Below are 16,151 nucleotides of genomic sequence, written 5' to 3'. Positions count from 1 at the left end.
CCTGCCGGGACTGCGTCACAGTCGTCCCACCGCCGAAGCCACCGGCGAACGTCCAACCGAATGTGGAGGTACCCGAACATGCCCGCCCTTGACGAGACCGGAACGACCACCGGGCCCTCCGCCCGGCTGCTCCAGCTCTTCGAGGGCCACCGGCTGACCCCCACTCAGCGGCGGATCGCCCACTCACTGGTCCGGCACGCCACCGAGGCGCCGTTCCTGTCCAGCGTCGAGGTCGCCGAACTCGCCGGCGTCAGCCAGCCGTCCGTCACCCGGTTCGCCGTCGCGCTCGGCTACGACGGCTACCCGGCGCTGCGCAAGCAGCTGCGCGAACTCGGCGTCGGCGAGGCCGCCGCCCCCGAGAGCCACCACGACGTGGTCCGCAACGAGCACCAGCAGGCCGTGCTCGCCGAGATCGAACACCTGCGGAACCTGGCCGAGTTGCTCGCCGACCCCGCGCCGATCGTCCGCGCCGCCCGGATCCTGGCCGCCTCCCGCCCACTGCCGGTGCTCGGCCTGCGCGCCGCCTCCGCCCAGGCCGGCGGCTTCTCCTACTTCGCCGCCAAGGTCCACCCCGACATCCGGCTGATCGACGAGGGCGGCTCGATGCTCGCCGACCGCCTCGAACAGGCCGTCGCCGCCGGAGCCACCGCCCTGCTCTGCTTCGCGCTGCCCCGCTACCCGCGCGAACTGATGGACGCCCTCACCGTCGCCCGCGAGTGCGGACTGACCGTCCTGACCGTCGCCGACTCCGCGTTCGCCCCCGTCGCCAAACTCTCCGACGTGATGCTGCCCGCCGCCGTCGGCACCGGCCTGGTCTTCGACACCGCCTGCGCCCCGATGATGCTCGGCCGGGTCCTGCTCCAGGCGATGTGCGACGAGATCCCCGGCGCGGAGGCCCGACTGGAAGCCATCGAACAGTCGGCGACGGCCCGTCAACTGTTCCTGGAATGACACCGCCTGTTCCCCCAATGACACCCCCGCACCGGGTTGACGACCGGCCGTGAACGGGCATCTTCCCGGTAGGGACTCGACAGGGACGAAGACAGCTTTGGACGGGGGAAGTCCAATGCCACCACCGATCCACCAGATGAGACTCACCGGACGGCTCGGCTCCGGCGCCGACGAATGGTCCTGCCCGCAGTGCGGCCGCCGCATCGCGCTGCGCCGCCCGCCGCACCCCGAACTCACCGTGCTCGACCCGGGCGACGAGGAAGCCATCCACATCGGCGTCCTCGAACCCGGCGACCCGGCCGCCGACGAGGCCGCCGCCCGCTACGGCGTCGGCCCGGTCCAGTACATCCCGCGCCCACCGTCCCGCCCCGGCGAGAACGACGAGACCCGCCCCGACGAGCCGACGCCCCAGCCGGACGCGGAGGACCGCCGCTGGCTCGCCGAGATCGGCATCGACTGGGGCGGCGACGAAGCGGCCTGACGACCGGTCAGGCGACCCCGCCCGGCTAGGGTGACCTGCCAGGGAGGGGAGACCGATGCGCAGTTGGTTGGGCGGGCTGTTCGCGGCCGGTGGTGTGCTGGCGGTGGCCGCCGCGTGGTGGGGCACCTGGGAGGGCCGGTCCGGCGGCCGGATGGCGGTGGCCGAGCTGCTCGGCCGGCCGGTCACGCTGTGCCTGACGGCCGTGGCGCTGTTCCTGGCGGCCGTGGCGGTGCTGGGCCGGAGCGGCGGCCGGTGGCCGGTTACGCTCCTGTGGGTCGGGATGCTGGGGGCGCTGGCCTGCGCCCCGGCGCTGTTCCACGGCGGATCCGGCCGCACCGTGGCGCACCACGAGGCCGCGCCCGGCGGCGCGGACCGGGCGCTGCGGGTGCTGCGCCAGGGCGACTTCGGCATGGAGGCGGAGTCCCAGGGCTGGTTCGTCGAGCTGGAGGACGGTTCCGGCTGGTCGGCCCGGCGGTGGCAGGTGTACGGCCAGATCGGGAAGTGGGCCGGCGAGGGCGTGTTCAAGGCCGCGGGCTGGGACGGGCCCGACCGCATCGTGATCACCACCGACACCGGCGTCCTGGTCTACGACGTCTCCGGCGGCGCACCCGCGCTGCTCTCCGGCACCCCGGCCTGACGGCCACCGCGGCCTGATGCCCGCCCCGGCCTGATGCCCGCCCGGCCTGATGCCCGCCGGGCGCCGTCCCCGCCGGGTGAGGCGCAGACTGGAAGCGGCGCACCGTTCGGGTGCGGTGGCGGGTGATGGTCATGTATTGGCACCACGGGTACTACCACCACGGCGGTTGGTCGTGGGTGCTGCCCGGGATCACGTTCATGCTGTTCGGGCTGCTGGTGATCGTCGTGCTGGCCGCGCTGTGGCGGGCGTCCTCGACGCGGCGGACGGGCGGGCGGTCGGACGGGCCGCAGTGGGGGAGCCCGCCGCAGAGCCCGCCGCAGAGCCAGGTCCCGGAGGCGGAGCGGCTGTTGGCCGAACGGCTGGCCAGGGGCGAGATCGAGGTGGAGGAGTACCGGCACCGGCTGGCGGCCCTGCGGGGCGAGAACAGCCCGCCGAGTGGGCCGGGGGATCAGCCGGGGGATCAGGGGAAGAGCTGAAACGGGTGCCGACGCGGGCGCTCGAAACTCTGGTCAGCCCGATGCTGTTTGGATATATTCACTCTGCTTGATCGTGAATGAATCCATCCGCAAGGAGGCTGGTCCATGGCAGAGCAGGCGAGCGGCCCGCGCGAGGTTCGCGCGGCGCGGGGCACCGGGCTGAGCACGCAGGGCTGGCAGCAGGAAGCCGCCCTGCGGATGCTGATGAACAACCTCGACCCGGAGGTTGCCGAGCACCCGTCCAAGCTGGTGGTCTACGGCGGCACCGGAAAGGCCGCCCGCGACTGGCGTTCCTTCGACGCCATGGTGAAGACCCTGCAGGGCCTCAAGCAGGACGAGACCATGCTGGTCCAGTCCGGTCGGCCGGTCGGCGTCATGCAGACCCACGAGTGGGCGCCCCGGGTGCTGATCGCCAACTCCAACCTGGTCGGCGACTGGGCGAACTGGGAGGAGTTCCGCCGCCTGGAGTCGCTCGGCCTCACCATGTACGGCCAGATGACCGCCGGTTCGTGGATCTACATCGGCACCCAGGGCATCCTCCAGGGCACCTACGAGACCTTCGCGGCCGTCGCCAACAAGCGCTTCGGAGGCACGCTGGAAGGCACCATCACCCTCACCGCCGGCCTCGGCGGCATGGGCGGCGCCCAGCCGCTCGCCGTCACCATGAACGGCGGCGTGGCGATCTGCATCGACTGCGACCCGTCCCGGATCGCCCGCCGGATCGAGCACCGCTACCTCGACGTCGAGGCATCGAGCCTCGACCACGCGCTGCAGCTCGCCACCGAGGCCCGCGACAAGCGGCAGCCGCTCTCCATCGGCCTGCTCGGCAACGCCGCCGACCTGCTGCCGCAGCTGCTCGCGATGGACGCCCCGATCGACATCGTCACCGACCAGACCAGCGCCCACGACCCGCTGGCCTACCTGCCGACCGGCGTCGACTTCGAGGACATGGCGACCTACGCGGCCGAGAAGCCCGCCGAGTTCACCCAGCGTGCCCGCGAGTCGATGGCCCGGCACGTGGAGGCCATGGTCGGCTTCCAGGACCGCGGCGCGGAGGTCTTCGACTACGGCAACTCGATCCGCGGCGAAGCCCAGCTCGCCGGTTACGACCGGGCGTTCGCGTTCCCCGGCTTCGTCCCCGCGTACATCCGGCCGCTGTTCTGCGAGGGCAAGGGCCCGTTCCGCTGGGCCGCGCTGTCCGGCGACCCGAAGGACATCCACAAGACCGACAAGGCCGTCCTCGACCTGTTCCCGGAGAACGAGTCGCTGCACCGCTGGATCAAGATGGCCCAGGAGAAGGTGCACTTCCAGGGCCTGCCCGCGCGGATCTGCTGGCTCGGCTACGGCGAACGCGACAAGGCCGGCGAGCGGTTCAACGACATGGTGGCGTCCGGCGAGCTGTCCGCCCCGATCGTGATCGGCCGCGACCACCTCGACTGCGGCTCCGTCGCCTCCCCCTACCGGGAGACCGAGGCGATGCTCGACGGCTCCGACGCGATCGCCGACTGGCCGCTGCTCAACGCCATGGTCAACGTCGCCTCCGGCGCGTCCTGGGTGTCCATCCACCACGGCGGCGGCGTCGGCATCGGCCGCTCCATCCACGCCGGTCAGGTCACCGTCGCCGACGGCACCGCGCTGGCCGGCGAGAAGATCCGCCGCGTCCTCACCAACGACCCCGGCATGGGCGTCATCCGGCACGTGGACGCCGGCTACGACCGGGCCTCGGAAGTTGCTCAGGAGCGGGGCGTCCGCGTCCCGATGGCCGAGCTGTGACCGAGGGCTTCGACGCGATGTGGGCGGAGCTGCTCCCCGTGGGCCGCTCCGCCTCCTCCGGCGGCTACCGCCGGTACGCCTGGAACTCCGCCGACGCCGAATGCCGGTCCTGGTTCGAGGAGCAGGCCCGCGCCCGCGGCCTGCACTACGAGATGGACCGCAACGGCAACCAGTGGGCCTGGCTCGGCGACCCGACCGCCGGGAACGCCGTCGTCACCGGCTCGCACCTGGACTCCGTTCCCGACGGCGGCGCCTACGATGGCCCGCTCGGCGTGATCTCCTCGTTCGCCGCACTCGACGAACTCCGTTCGCGCGGCACCGAGTTGACCCGCCCGCTGGCGATCACGAACTTCGGCGACGAGGAGGGCGCCCGGTTCGGCGTCGCCTGCGTGGGCAGCCGGCTCGCCACCGGCGTCCTCGACCGGGACGCCGCCTACCGGCTGCGCGACGCCGACGGAGTGTGGCTGCCCGACGCGATGCTCAAGGCCGGCCACGACCCGGCGCAGATCGGCCCCGACCCCGAACTGCTCGGCCGGATCGGCGCGTTCGTCGAACTCCACATCGAACAGGGCCGGTGGCTGACGGACGAACAGCCGGTCGGCGTGGCCAGCGCGATCTGGCCGCACGGCCGTTGGCGGTTCGACTTCCATGGCGAGGCAAACCACGCCGGCACCACCCGGCTCGCCGACCGCCGCGACCCGATGCTCACCTACGCCACCACCGTCCTCGGCGCCCGCAAGAAGGCCCGCCTCGCCGGGGCGCTCGCCACCTTCGGCAAGGTCGCCGTCGAACCCAACGGCACCAACGCCATCGCCTCACTCGTCCGCGGCTGGCTCGACTCGCGGGCAGCCGACGAGGCGACGCTCGGTGAACTCGTCGACGCCATCGAGAAGTTGGCGGTCGAACGCGGCGAACGCGACGGCGTCCGGGTCACCCTCACCCGCGAATCCTTCACCCCCGTCGTCGACTTCGACGGCCCGCTCCGCGACCACCTGGCCGGGCTGCTGCACGCCCCCGTGCTGCCCACCGGAGCGGGACACGACGCCGGAATCCTGGCGTCCACCGTCCCGACCGCCATGCTGTTCGTACGGAACCCCACCGGCGTCTCGCACTCCCCGGCCGAACACGCCGAGCAGGCCGACTGCCACGCGGGCGTCGCCGCCCTCGCCGACGTACTGGAGGACCTCGCATGCCGCCCGTCGTGACGTACTGGGCCGAACACGCCTGGCTGCCGCACGCCGACGGCCACGCGGTCCGACGCGACGTACTGATCGCCGTCGGCCCCGGCGGGCGGATCGCCAAGGTCACCCCCGAGAGCGGGCCCTGCCCCGCCGGGGCGGTCCGGCTGGCCGGACTCGCCCTGCCCGGGCAGGCGAACGCGCACTCGCACGCCTTCCACCGGGCACTGCGGTCCAGCGTGCAGGTCGGATCGGGGACGTTCTGGACCTGGCGCGACACGATGTACCGGGTCGCCTCCGCGCTCGACCCCGACACCTACCTGGCGCTCGCCACCGCCACCTACGCCGAGATGGCGCTGGCCGGCATCACCGCCGTCGGCGAGTTCCACTACCTGCACCACGCGCCCGGCGGCGTCCGGTACGACAACCCGAACGCGATGGGCGAGGCGCTGATCGAGGCCGCGCAACGGGCCGGCATCCGGATCACCCTGCTCGACACCTGCTACCTGTCCTCCGGTTTCGGCGCCGAACCCACCGAGACCCAACTCCGCTTCTCCGACGGCGACGCCGAATCCTGGGCTTCCCGGGTCTCGTCGCTGACCGGCGCGGAACACGCCCGGATCGGCGCCGCGGTGCACTCCGTGCGGGCCGTCCCCGCCGAACAGCTCGGCACCGTCGCGCACTTCTCCGCGATGCGAAAGGCCCCGCTGCACGTCCACCTCTCCGAACAGACCGCCGAGAACGACGCCTGCCTCGCCGCGCACGGCGTCACCCCCACCCGGCTGCTCGCCGACCACGGCGTCCTCGGACCGCGCACCTCGGCCGTCCACGCGACGCACCTGACCGACGAGGACATCCGCCTCCTCTCCGACAGCACCACCACCATCTGCATGTGCCCCACCACCGAACGGGACCTCGCCGACGGCATCGGCCCCGCCAAGCGGCTGGCCGCCGCGGGCTGCCCGATCAGCCTCGGCTCCGACAGCCACGCCGTCATCGACCCGTTCGAAGAGGCCCGCGCGCTGGAACTCGACGAACGGCTGCGCACCCGGACCCGTGGTCACTGGACGGCGAACGCGCTGCTCCGGGCCGGCACGGCGGACGGGCACGCCTCGCTGGGCTGGTCCGAGGCCGGGCGGCTGGAGGCGGGCGCGCTGGCCGACTTCTGCGTGGTCGCGCTGGACAGTGTGCGGACGGCGGGCGCGCCCCCGGAACTGGGTGCGGAGATCGCGGTGTTCGCGGCGAGTGCGGCGGACGTGCGGCACCTGGTGGTGGGCGGGCGGCACATCGTCAAGGACGGGGTGCACCAGCTTGTGCCGGACGTTGCCGGGCAGCTGGCCGACGCTGTGGACGCACTGCGGTAACGAAACCCCCTGAGGCGCGACCTCACCGACGTTCACCTTCCGCCTCGCGCAGTTCCCCGCGCCCCCGACGGGGCGCGGGGGTTGAGTGGGGCCGGAACACCACTTGAGGACAACGACCTTCATGAGTCTGCTGATCAACAACATCGGTTCACTGGTGACCAACGACCCGGAGCTCGGGGACGGGCCGCTCGGGCTGCTGGCCGACGCCGCCGTGGTCGTGGAGGGCGATCGGGTGGTGTGGGTGGGTCGGACCGGCGATGCCCCCGCCGCGGACGAGAGCTTCGACGCCGCCGGGCGGGCGTTGCTGCCCGGGTTCGTGGACAGTCACTCGCACCTGGTGTTCGCCGGGGACCGGACCGCGGAGTTCAACGCGCGGATGTCGGGCCGTCCGTACTCGGCCGGGGGGATCCGGACCACGGTGGCGGCGACCAGGGCCGCGTCCGACGCCGAGCTGAACGCGAACCTGACCCGCTACCTGTCGGAGATGTTGCGGCAGGGCACCACGACGGTGGAGGTGAAGTCGGGGTACGGGCTGAGCACCGTCGACGAGGCGCGGTCGCTCCGGATCGCGGCGGGGCACACGCAGGAGACGACGTACCTCGGGGCGCACGTGGTGGGCCCCGAGTTCGCGGAGGACCCGGCGGGGTACGTCGAGCTGGTGACGGGGGAGATGCTGGAGGCGTGCGCCCCGTTCGCGCGGTGGGTGGACGTGTTCTGCGAGCGCGGGGCGTTCGACGGCGACCAGGCGCGGGCGGTGCTGACGGCGGGGATGGCGAAGGGGCTGCGGCCGCGGATCCACGCCAACCAGCTGAGCTTCGGCCCGGGCGTGCAGCTCGCGGTGGAGCTGGGCGCGGCGTCCGCCGACCACTGCACGCACCTGACCGACCAGGACGTGGCGGCGCTGGCCGACGGCGACACGGTGGCCACCCTGCTGCCGGGCGCGGAGTTCTCCACCCGGGCGCCCTACCCGGACGCCCGGCGGCTCCTGGACGCCGGGGTGCGGGTCGCGCTGTCCACGGACTGCAACCCGGGCTCCAGCTTCACCAGCTCGATGCCGTTCTGCCTGGCCGTCGCGGTGCGCGAGATGGGCATGACCCCCGACGAGGCGGTGCACGCCGCCACCACGGGCGGGGCGCTGGCGCTGCGCCGCACCGACGTGGGCCGGGTCTCCCCGGGTGCCCGGGCGGACCTGCTGCTGCTGGACGCGCCGTCGCACGTGCACCTGGCGTACCGTCCGGGCGTCCCGTTGACCGCCGCCGTCTGGCAGGGCGGGGTCCGGAAGGTCTAGCCGGCGGGCTCCAAGGGCGGTGGCCGACGCGAGGCGGGTCGCCGGGCGTCAGCGGCGGGGACGCTTCTTCGCCGCCGGCTCGTCCAGGTCCAGGGTGGTGAGTGCCGTGGACGCGGGGATCCCGGTGCCGGCCGAGGCCGCCAGCCGCGTCCTGACCTCGCGAGGGGTACGGGGCCGCCAGCCGGGGCCGTCGCAGCAGGAGGAGTGGAAGGTGACTCCGGCGTTCAGCAGCGCGGTGAGCGCGCGCCAGCCGGCGGTGTCGCGGCGGGCCGGCACGGCGAGGTCGTGACCTGCGTCGATCAGCTCGCCCCGGCACCGCGGGCAGTGGTGCACTCGCCGCGGCTCCGACCTCTTCTTGCAGGAGGCCCGGCAGGCCAGGCAGACGAAGTGCCGGCTCGAACTGATTCGACGGAAGCACATCTGCGCATCGTAGGGTTCCGCCGCCGGGGGCGGAACACCGAATCGCCCCCCAGCTCCCAAGGGCTGGGGGGCGATCCGACGGGGATCGGCCGGACGGGCCTAGCGAACGTCGCCCATCAGCTTGCCGACCCGGCCGCGGGCGGCGAACAGGCCGACGCCGGCGGCGATGGCCAGCAGGCCCTGGACGGCGAAGTACCAGGTGGAGCCGACCACGCTGTCGCCCAGCGCCAGCTGGGCCAGGGCGGCCACGCAGTCGCCGGCGGTGACCGCGAGGAACCAGATGCCCATCATCTGGCTGGCGTACTTGGCGGGCGCCAGCTTGGTGGTGACGGACAGGCCGACGGGGGAGAGGGTGAGCTCGCCGGTGGTCTGGATCAGGTAGACCATGGCCAGCCACAGCGGGGTGACCTTGGCGCCGCCGCCGGCCGCCGCCATCGCCAGCATCATCACCAGGAACGACACGCCGATCATCAGCAGGCCGAAGGCGAACTTGGAGGTGGTGGAGGGGTTGCGGTTGCGGCGGGCGGCGGCGTTCCACAGCCAGGCGAACACCGGGGCGAGCGCCATGATGTACAGCGGGTTCAGCGACTGGAACCAGCTGGACGGGAACGAGAAGCCGAACAGGCTGCCGGCGGTGTTGCGGTCGGCGAACACGCTGAGCGTCGAACCGGACTGGTCGTAGATCATCCAGAACACCGCGGCGGCGGCGAAGAACCACAGGTAGCCGCTCATCCGCGAGCGCTCCTGGCCGGTCAGGTCGGGGTCGCGGCGGATCCGGCTGAAGACCAGGACGGGGACGGCGATGCCGGCCAGCGAGAGCGGCCAGATCGCCCAGGCGACGCTGAAGTTGCCGGTGCCGACGACCACGCCGTAGAACACCGCGGCGGCGGCCAGCCACAGGCCGGCCTTGCGCAGCACGTTGCGGCGCTCGTCGGGGGTGATCGGGGCGCTGACCACGTTGGAGCGCGGGCTGAGGTGGCGGGTGCCCAGCAGGTACTGGATCAGGCCGAGGGCCATGCCGACGCCGGCCATCGCGAAGCCCAGGTGCCAGTCGATCTTCTGGCCGACGGTGCCGATGGCCAGCGGCGCGAGGAAGGCACCGAGGTTGATGCCCATGTAGAAGATCGTGAAGCCGCCGTCCCGGCGCGGGTCGTTGGGCCCGTCGTAGAGGTGGCCGACCATGGTCGAGATGTTGGCCTTCAGCAGGCCGGAGCCGACCGCGATGAAGACCAGGCCGGCGAAGAACGACGCCGAGGCGGGCACGGCGAGCAGGAAGTGGCCGACCATGATGATCGCGCCGCCGAGGGCGACGGTGCGCCTGGCGCCGAGCAGCCGGTCGGCGATCCAGCCGCCGGGCAGCGCGAGCAGGTAGACCATCGCGTTGTACACGGAGTAGACCGCGGTGGCGGTGGCGACCTGCATCTCCAGGCCGCCGTCGGCCGCCTTGGCGGACATGTAGACCACCAGCAGAGCGCGCATGCCGTAGAAGCTGAAGCGCTCCCACGTCTCCGTCATGAAGAGGGTGGCGAGGCCGCGGGGGTGGCCGAGGAAGGTCCGTCCGTTACCGGGGGAGGTCCCTACCTCTGACTCCAGGGTGCTCGAAGCCATGCTGTTTCCTTGCCTGTCTTGCTCGGGTTCTCCACCACTGTAAGTCGCGAGTTCGGTTGACTGCGGAGCGTGAATGGTATTCAGAAGGTAAAGCGGAGTGTCATTGCACTGCACCTTTCGATGCTCAGGCAGGAGAATTGCCTGCGATGACAAGGCTCGTGCGAAGAATGTCCATGTAAGCGCAGTTGTTGCGGAAGATGCCCGCAAACGCAAATCGATCACGCCCTGTGACAGTGTTCACAGCGGTCAAGTAGGGCGCGTCACAACCCCCGAAGACCCCCTGATCAGGCGTGCCCGAGCGGTCTACCATCGCCCCTATGACCTGTGTGCTGCTGGCCGAGGACGACCCGGCAATCTCCGAACCGCTGGCCCGCGCCCTGCGCCGCGAGGGCTACGAGGTGCTCGTCCGCGAGGACGGACCGGCCGCCCTGGGCGCCGGCCTCAGCGAGGACGTCGACCTGATCGTGCTGGACCTCGGGCTTCCCGAGATGGACGGCCTGGAGGTGTGCCGACGGCTGCGTGCCGACGGCAAGAGCTTCCCGGTCCTGGTGCTCACCGCCCGCGCGGACGAGGTGGACACCGTCGTCGGCCTGGACGCCGGCGCCGACGACTACGTCACCAAGCCGTTCCGGCTGGCCGAGCTGCTCGCCCGGGTCCGCGCCCTGCTCCGGCGCGGCAATGTCGACCAGCTCACCACCGGCGCGCACGGCGTGAAGATCGACATCGAGTCGCACCGCGCCTGGCTCGGCGAGGAGGAACTCACCCTCTCCGCCAAGGAGTTCGAGCTGCTGCGGGTGCTGGTGCGGGACGCCGGACGAGTGGTCACCCGCGAGGAGATCATGCGCCAGGTCTGGGACACCACCTGGTGGACCTCCACCAAGACCCTGGACATGCACATCTCCTGGCTGCGCAAGAAGCTCGGCGACGACGCCGCCAACCCGCGCTACATCGCCACCGTGCGCGGCGTCGGCTTCCGTTTCGAGAAGAACTGAAGGTCCACCCGGCGTGAAGCGCAGGATGATCAACTCACTGCTGGGCGTCGTCCTGGTGGTGGTCGCGGTGTTCTGCGTGCCGCTGGCCCTGATCGAGAAGCAGTCCATCACCAACGCCGCCAACGACCGGGTGGACGCGGTGTCGGTCCGGGTGCTCGGTCTGGTGGAGAGCCGGCTCGTCGCCAACGAGCCGGTCACCGGTGAGAAGTTCGCCGCCGTGGTGACCGAGAACTTCTACGTCACCGTGGACATCCCCGGACAGCCGCAGATCGTCCTCGGCCGCCCGGTCGAGGGGCCGGCGCTGACCGCCACCGAGTCCGGGGCCAGCGGTGAGACCGTCACCGTCGCGCAGTCCCGCGCCGCGCTCGACCACGAGATCGGCAACATGCTGCTGCTGCTCGGCGTGGTCGCGCTGCTGGCCGTGCAGGCCGCCGTGGCACTCGCCGTCTGGCAGGCCAAGCGGCTGGCCCGCCCGCTCACCGACCTCGCCGAGACCGCCGAACGGCTCGGCTCCGGCGACCCCCGGCCGCAGGGCCGCCGCTACGGCGTGCCCGAACTCGACCGGATCGCCGAGGTGCTGGACACCAGCGCGGAACGCATCGCGCGGATGCTCACCGCCGAACGCCGGCTCGCCGCCGACGCCTCCCACCAGCTGCGCACCCCGCTCACCGCGCTCTCCATGCGGCTGGAGGAGATCACCGCGCTCGCCGAGGACCCGGACACCGTCCGCGAGGAGGCCACCATCGGCCTCCAGCAGGTCGAACGGCTCACCGACGTGGTGCAGCGGCTGCTCACCAACCAGCGCGACCCCAACAGCCCCACCGCGGTGAGCTTCGGCCTGGACGAGGTCATCAAGCAGCAGGTCGAGGAGTGGGCCCCGACGCTGCGCGACAGCGGACGCCGGCTGGTCGTCGAGGGCCTGCGCGACGTCGAGGTGATCGGCACCCCCGGCACCGTCTCCCAGGTGCTGGCCACCCTGATCGAGAACTCGCTGATGCACGGCGCCGGCACCATCACCCTGCGGGCCCGCCGCTCCGGCAGCTCGGTGGTCGCCGAGGTGCAGGACGAGGGTCCGGGCGTCCCCAGGGAACTCGGCAACCGGGTCTTCGAACGGGCCGTCAGCGGCCGCAACTCCACCGGGATCGGACTGGCCGTCGCCCGCGACCTCGCGGAAGCCGACGGCGGCCGCCTCGAACTGCTGTCGCTGCGGCCGCCGGTGTTCGCACTGTTCCTCGCCTACGCGGGCGAGTGACACGAGGTCAGTTGGCCAGCGAGCGGCTGTCCTCGGCGGCCAGCAGCAGCTCGGCCTCCTGCACCACCTCGGGGTCCTCCAGCTCCGGCATCGCCTTGAACACCCAGGTGCGGTAGGAGACGAAGCGGAACACGGTGCCCGCGGCCAGGCCGAGCACGTTCTTCGCGATCACCTGGCTGAAGTGCGACTGGAAGCCGAGCACGTGCACCGAGAATGCCAGGATGCCGTTCTCGATCAGCAGGCCGATGCCGCTGAACAGCAGGAACAGCGTGATCTCCCGCTTGCGGGAGGCGGCGTCGCGGTCCTTGTAGAGCCAGAAGCGGTAGCCCAGATAGTTGGTGCCGATCGCCACCGCGCCGGAGATCACACCGGCCGCCGAGTAGATCAGGCCGCTGGCCTGGAGACAGGCGGTGAAGACCACCAGGTTCACCAGGAAACCGACGCCGCCGATCACGGCGAAGCCGACCGCCTCCAGCGACAGACCGCGCAGTCGCTGGGACAACGAAGGACGCGATTCTGTGGTGCTCGTCATCCGGGCGGCTCCGTATGCTTCACATGATCGGATAAGTAGTGGTGTCGTCGATCCGGCCCACCAGGCTACCCGCCCCTTCCGAGTGCTCCGTACCACGCCCGGTGCGTACGCCCCACCCGCACGCCGGTGTTGGGGCTTTGACCGGCCCAGATATCCTGGAGCGCGTGACTGTAGCGGGCAATGCGAACTTTCCAGTGGTCGGAGTCATCGGCGGCGGGCAGCTCGCCCGCATGATGCACCAGGCGGGTATACCGCTGGGCATCCGCTTCAAACTCCTCGCCGACACCCCCCAGGAGTCGGCCGCGCAGGTGGTCGGCACCACCGTGCTCGGCGACTACCGCGACCTCGACGTGCTGCGGGCCTTCGCCGCCGACTGCGACGTCATCACCTTCGACCACGAGCACGTGCCCACCGAGCACCTGCGCGCCCTGCAGGCCGAGGGCGTCGCCGTCCGCCCCGGGCCGGACGCGCTGGTCAACGCCCAGGACAAGGGCGTCATGCGGGCCAAGCTCGACTCCATTGGCGTCCCCTGCCCCCGGCACCGGATCGTCGCCGACCCGGCCGACGTCACGGCCTTCGCGCTCGAAGGCGACGGCTACCCCGTCGTCCTGAAGACCGTGCGCGGCGGCTACGACGGCAAGGGCGTCTGGGTCGTCAAGGACGAGGCCGAGGCCGCGGCCCCGTTCCTGGCCGGCGTGCCCGTGCTCGCCGAGGAGAAGGTCGACTTCGTCCGCGAACTCGCCGCCAACGTGGTGCGCTCGCCCAGCGGCCAGGCCGTCGCCTACCCGGTGGTCGAGTCGGTGCAGGAGAACGGCATCTGCGCCGAAGTCACCGCCCCCGCACCCGACCTGGACCCGGCGCTCTCCGACGAGGCCCAGCAGCTCGCCCTCCGGATCGCCGGCGAACTCGACATCACCGGCCACCTCGCGGTCGAACTCTTCCAGACCCGCGACGGCCGCATCCTGGTCAACGAACTCGCCATGCGCCCGCACAACTCCGGCCACTGGACCCAGGACGGCGCCGTCACCTCCCAGTTCGAGAACCACCTCCGGGCCGTCCTCGACCTCCCCCTCGGAGACCCCCGCCCCCGCGCCAAGTGGACCGTCATGGTCAACGTCCTCGGCGGCGACTACCCCGACATGTACCACGCCTTCCTGCACTGCATGGCCCGCGACCCCGGCCTCAAGATCCACATGTACGGAAAGGACGTGAAGCCCGGCCGCAAGGTCGGCCACGTCAACGTCTTCGGGGACGACCTCGAAGACGTCCGCGAGCGCGCCCGCCACGCGGCCGCCTACCTGCGAGGAACGATCACCGATTGACCTTCCCCTCCTCCTCGGAGGGGGTCCCTCAGCCTCGCGACCGAGCCGCCGCGCGTGAGCGCGGCGGTGGGACGACTTCCTGCTTCATCGACGACTGCCCGCCCGGAGTGCTCCGTTGAGGTCTTACGCCGTCTCCACAGGCTGCTGCCGCCAGCCCGGCGGCCAGGATGTTGCGTGCCGCGTTGATGTCCCGGTCGTGGACCGCGCCGCAGCCGCACTCCCAGTCGCGGACGGTCAGGGGCATGGTGTCGCGGATGGTTCCGCACGCGCCGCACAGCTTGGAGCTGGGGAACCACCGGTCGACGGTGATCAGCTCACGGCCGTACCAGACACACTTGTACGTCAATATGGCCCGCAACTCGCTCCAGGAACAGTCCGCGACAGCGCGGGACAGCTTCCGGTTCCTGAGCAGACTGCGGACCGTCAGGTCCTCGATCACGACCGCTTGGTTCTCGCGGACGAGCCGAGTGGTGAGCTTGTGCAGGTGGTCCCGGCGCCGGTCGGCGATTCGCGCGTGGACGCGGGCGACCTTGCGCCGGGCCTTCTCCCAGTTCGCCGATCCCTGAGCTTTGCGCGCGAGGGCTCGCTGGGCCCTGGCCAGGCGTTCCCGGTCGGCACGTTCGTGCTTCGGGTTGGGGATCTTCTCGCCGGTGGAGAGCGTCACCAGGGAAGTGACGCCGACATCGAGCCCCACAGCCGAGTCCAGCACGGGCAGTGGCCGGATGCCCGGGTCGTCGCACAGCATCGACACGAACCACCGTCCCGCCGCGTCCCGCGAGACGGTCACCGTGGACGGGGTGGCGCCCCCGGGCAGTGGCCGCGACCAGACGATGTCGAGCGGTTCGGGCATCTTTGCCAGCGTCAGCCGTCCGTCCCGGTAGCGGAATGCGGAGCGGGTGTACTCGGCGCTGTCACGGGATCGCTTCTTCGATTTGAATCGGGGGTGTTTCGCCCGCCTCTGCCAGAAGTTGGTGAACGCTGTCTGCAAGTGCCGCAGGGCCTGCTGCAAGGGCACGGAGGAGACCTCGGCGAGGAACGACAGCTCCTCGGTCCGTTTCCACGCCGTCAGCATCGCCGACGTCGCGCCGTAGCCCACCCGCTCGCCGCGTGCCGTCCAGGCCTCGGAACGGGCCGCCAGCGCCCGGTTGTAGACGAGGCGCACGCATCCGAACGTGCGCAACAGCTCGGCCGCCTGCGCATCGGTCGGGCGGAAGCGGAACCTGAAGGCCCGCTTGACGTGAACGGCACTCACAGCCCACACGCTAGAACCTGCCACTGACACTGCGTCGGATGGCGACTTTGCTCCCGGCCGAAACCGGGGCATCCATGAAAGGATTGTCATGACTCAGTCCCCCCTTGTCGGCATCGTGATGGGCTCCGACTCCGACTGGCCCGTGATGGAGGCCGCCGCGCAGGCGCTCGACGAGTTCGAGGTGCCGTACGAGGTGGACGTGGTGTCCGCGCACCGGATGCCGCGCGAGATGGTCGCGTACGGGGAGCAGGCGCACGGGCGCGGGCTGAAGGCGATCATCGCCGGGGCCGGCGGCGCGGCGCACCTGCCGGGGATGCTGGCGTCGGTGACGCCGCTGCCGGTGATCGGGGTGCCGGTGCCGCTGCGGTACCTGGACGGGATGGACAGCCTGCTGTCGATCGTGCAGATGCCGGCCGGCGTGCCGGTGGCGACGGTCTCGGTGGCGGGGGCGCGCAACGCGGGCCTGCTCGCGGTGCGGATGCTGGCCGCGTTCGACGCCGAACTGGCGGAGAAGATGGTCGAGTTCCAGGCCGAGCTGAACAGCCAGGCGACCGAGAAGGGGCGCAAGCTTCGGGCCAAGGTCGCGGGGAACGAGTCCTTCGGCTTCGGCAAGTAGTAGAACGGG

Annotated in this window: 16 protein-coding genes; 12 read left to right on the top strand and 4 right to left on the bottom strand. The window is 71.5% G+C overall.

Annotated features, from left to right (window positions below; genetic code table 11):
- Nucleotides 1-78 precede the first annotated feature (78 nt).
- The 8 genes from ACGFWJ_RS28235 to hutI all read left to right on the top strand — a co-directional run bounded on the left by ACGFWJ_RS28235 (nucleotide 79) and on the right by hutI (nucleotide 8,148).
- Nucleotides 79-951 (top strand): MurR/RpiR family transcriptional regulator, encoded by an 873-nt coding sequence (locus tag ACGFWJ_RS28235; protein ID WP_387644843.1) that lies wholly within the window; start codon nucleotides 79-81, stop codon nucleotides 949-951.
- Nucleotides 952-1,087: 136 nt separating this feature from the next.
- Nucleotides 1,088-1,432, top strand: coding sequence for a hypothetical protein (locus ACGFWJ_RS28230; protein ID WP_392954654.1), 345 nt, complete (start codon nucleotides 1,088-1,090; stop codon nucleotides 1,430-1,432).
- A 55-nt stretch (nucleotides 1,433-1,487) separates the two neighbouring features.
- On the top strand, nucleotides 1,488-2,069 hold the full coding sequence (locus ACGFWJ_RS28225) for a hypothetical protein (RefSeq protein WP_392954652.1): 582 nt from the start codon (nucleotides 1,488-1,490) through the stop codon (nucleotides 2,067-2,069).
- A gap of 131 nt (nucleotides 2,070-2,200) precedes the next feature.
- A complete protein-coding gene (locus tag ACGFWJ_RS28220) occupies nucleotides 2,201-2,545 on the top strand; it encodes an SHOCT domain-containing protein (protein ID WP_392954650.1) in 345 nt (114 codons plus the stop codon).
- 105 nt (nucleotides 2,546-2,650) lie between these two features.
- On the top strand, nucleotides 2,651-4,318 hold the full coding sequence (gene hutU, locus ACGFWJ_RS28215; protein ID WP_392954648.1) for a urocanate hydratase: 1,668 nt from the start codon (nucleotides 2,651-2,653) through the stop codon (nucleotides 4,316-4,318).
- 17 nt (nucleotides 4,319-4,335) lie between these two features.
- Nucleotides 4,336-5,523: an allantoate amidohydrolase gene (locus ACGFWJ_RS28210; protein WP_392954755.1), complete on the top strand. Its 1,188-nt coding sequence runs from the start codon at nucleotides 4,336-4,338 to the stop codon at nucleotides 5,521-5,523.
- Nucleotides 5,508-6,860 (top strand): formimidoylglutamate deiminase, encoded by a 1,353-nt coding sequence (locus ACGFWJ_RS28205; RefSeq protein WP_392954646.1) that lies wholly within the window; start codon nucleotides 5,508-5,510, stop codon nucleotides 6,858-6,860. The genes ACGFWJ_RS28210 and ACGFWJ_RS28205 overlap by 16 nt, the downstream gene beginning before the upstream one ends.
- A gap of 121 nt (nucleotides 6,861-6,981) precedes the next feature.
- Nucleotides 6,982-8,148 (top strand): imidazolonepropionase, encoded by a 1,167-nt coding sequence (hutI, locus tag ACGFWJ_RS28200; protein ID WP_392954644.1) that lies wholly within the window; start codon nucleotides 6,982-6,984, stop codon nucleotides 8,146-8,148.
- Nucleotides 8,149-8,196: 48 nt separating this feature from the next.
- Here the strand turns inward: hutI and ACGFWJ_RS28195 are convergent, their stop codons facing one another.
- Together ACGFWJ_RS28195 and ACGFWJ_RS28190 are read right to left on the bottom strand one after the other, a co-directional pair.
- Nucleotides 8,197-8,568, bottom strand: a complete 372-nt coding sequence (locus ACGFWJ_RS28195) for a hypothetical protein (RefSeq protein ID WP_387644862.1) — start codon at nucleotides 8,566-8,568, stop codon at nucleotides 8,197-8,199.
- A 99-nt stretch (nucleotides 8,569-8,667) separates the two neighbouring features.
- Nucleotides 8,668-10,176: a peptide MFS transporter gene (locus ACGFWJ_RS28190; protein WP_392954641.1), complete on the bottom strand. Its 1,509-nt coding sequence runs from the start codon at nucleotides 10,174-10,176 to the stop codon at nucleotides 8,668-8,670.
- Between the two features lie 317 nt (nucleotides 10,177-10,493).
- Between ACGFWJ_RS28190 and ACGFWJ_RS28185 the strand changes: the two genes are divergently transcribed.
- Nucleotides 10,494-11,168, top strand: a complete 675-nt coding sequence (locus ACGFWJ_RS28185; RefSeq protein WP_014136090.1) for a response regulator transcription factor — start codon at nucleotides 10,494-10,496, stop codon at nucleotides 11,166-11,168.
- A 13-nt stretch (nucleotides 11,169-11,181) separates the two neighbouring features.
- Entirely contained in the window at nucleotides 11,182-12,420 is a 1,239-nt protein-coding gene (locus ACGFWJ_RS28180; protein WP_392954639.1) for an ATP-binding protein, read from the top strand.
- Between the two features lie 7 nt (nucleotides 12,421-12,427).
- Here the strand turns inward: ACGFWJ_RS28180 and ACGFWJ_RS28175 are convergent, their stop codons facing one another.
- Nucleotides 12,428-12,952: a GtrA family protein gene (locus ACGFWJ_RS28175; RefSeq protein WP_392954637.1), complete on the bottom strand. Its 525-nt coding sequence runs from the start codon at nucleotides 12,950-12,952 to the stop codon at nucleotides 12,428-12,430.
- A 164-nt stretch (nucleotides 12,953-13,116) separates the two neighbouring features.
- On the opposite strand from ACGFWJ_RS28175, the gene ACGFWJ_RS28170 reads away from it, so the two are divergent.
- Entirely contained in the window at nucleotides 13,117-14,274 is a 1,158-nt protein-coding gene (locus tag ACGFWJ_RS28170; protein WP_392954635.1) for a 5-(carboxyamino)imidazole ribonucleotide synthase, read from the top strand.
- Nucleotides 14,275-14,302: 28 nt separating this feature from the next.
- Here the strand turns inward: ACGFWJ_RS28170 and ACGFWJ_RS28165 are convergent, their stop codons facing one another.
- On the bottom strand, nucleotides 14,303-15,526 hold the full coding sequence (locus ACGFWJ_RS28165; RefSeq protein WP_392954633.1) for an RNA-guided endonuclease InsQ/TnpB family protein: 1,224 nt from the start codon (nucleotides 15,524-15,526) through the stop codon (nucleotides 14,303-14,305).
- Between the two features lie 88 nt (nucleotides 15,527-15,614).
- On the opposite strand from ACGFWJ_RS28165, the gene purE reads away from it, so the two are divergent.
- Nucleotides 15,615-16,142, top strand: a complete 528-nt coding sequence (purE, locus tag ACGFWJ_RS28160) for a 5-(carboxyamino)imidazole ribonucleotide mutase (RefSeq protein ID WP_392954631.1) — start codon at nucleotides 15,615-15,617, stop codon at nucleotides 16,140-16,142.
- Nucleotides 16,143-16,151: the final 9 nt, after the last annotated feature.

The sequence above is a fragment of the Kitasatospora sp. NPDC048407 genome, from assembly GCF_043200475.1.
Taxonomy (GTDB): Bacteria; Actinomycetota; Actinomycetes; order Streptomycetales; family Streptomycetaceae; genus Kitasatospora.
Note: the sequence above shows the minus strand (reverse complement) of the source record. Positions and strands in the feature narration are given on the sequence as shown.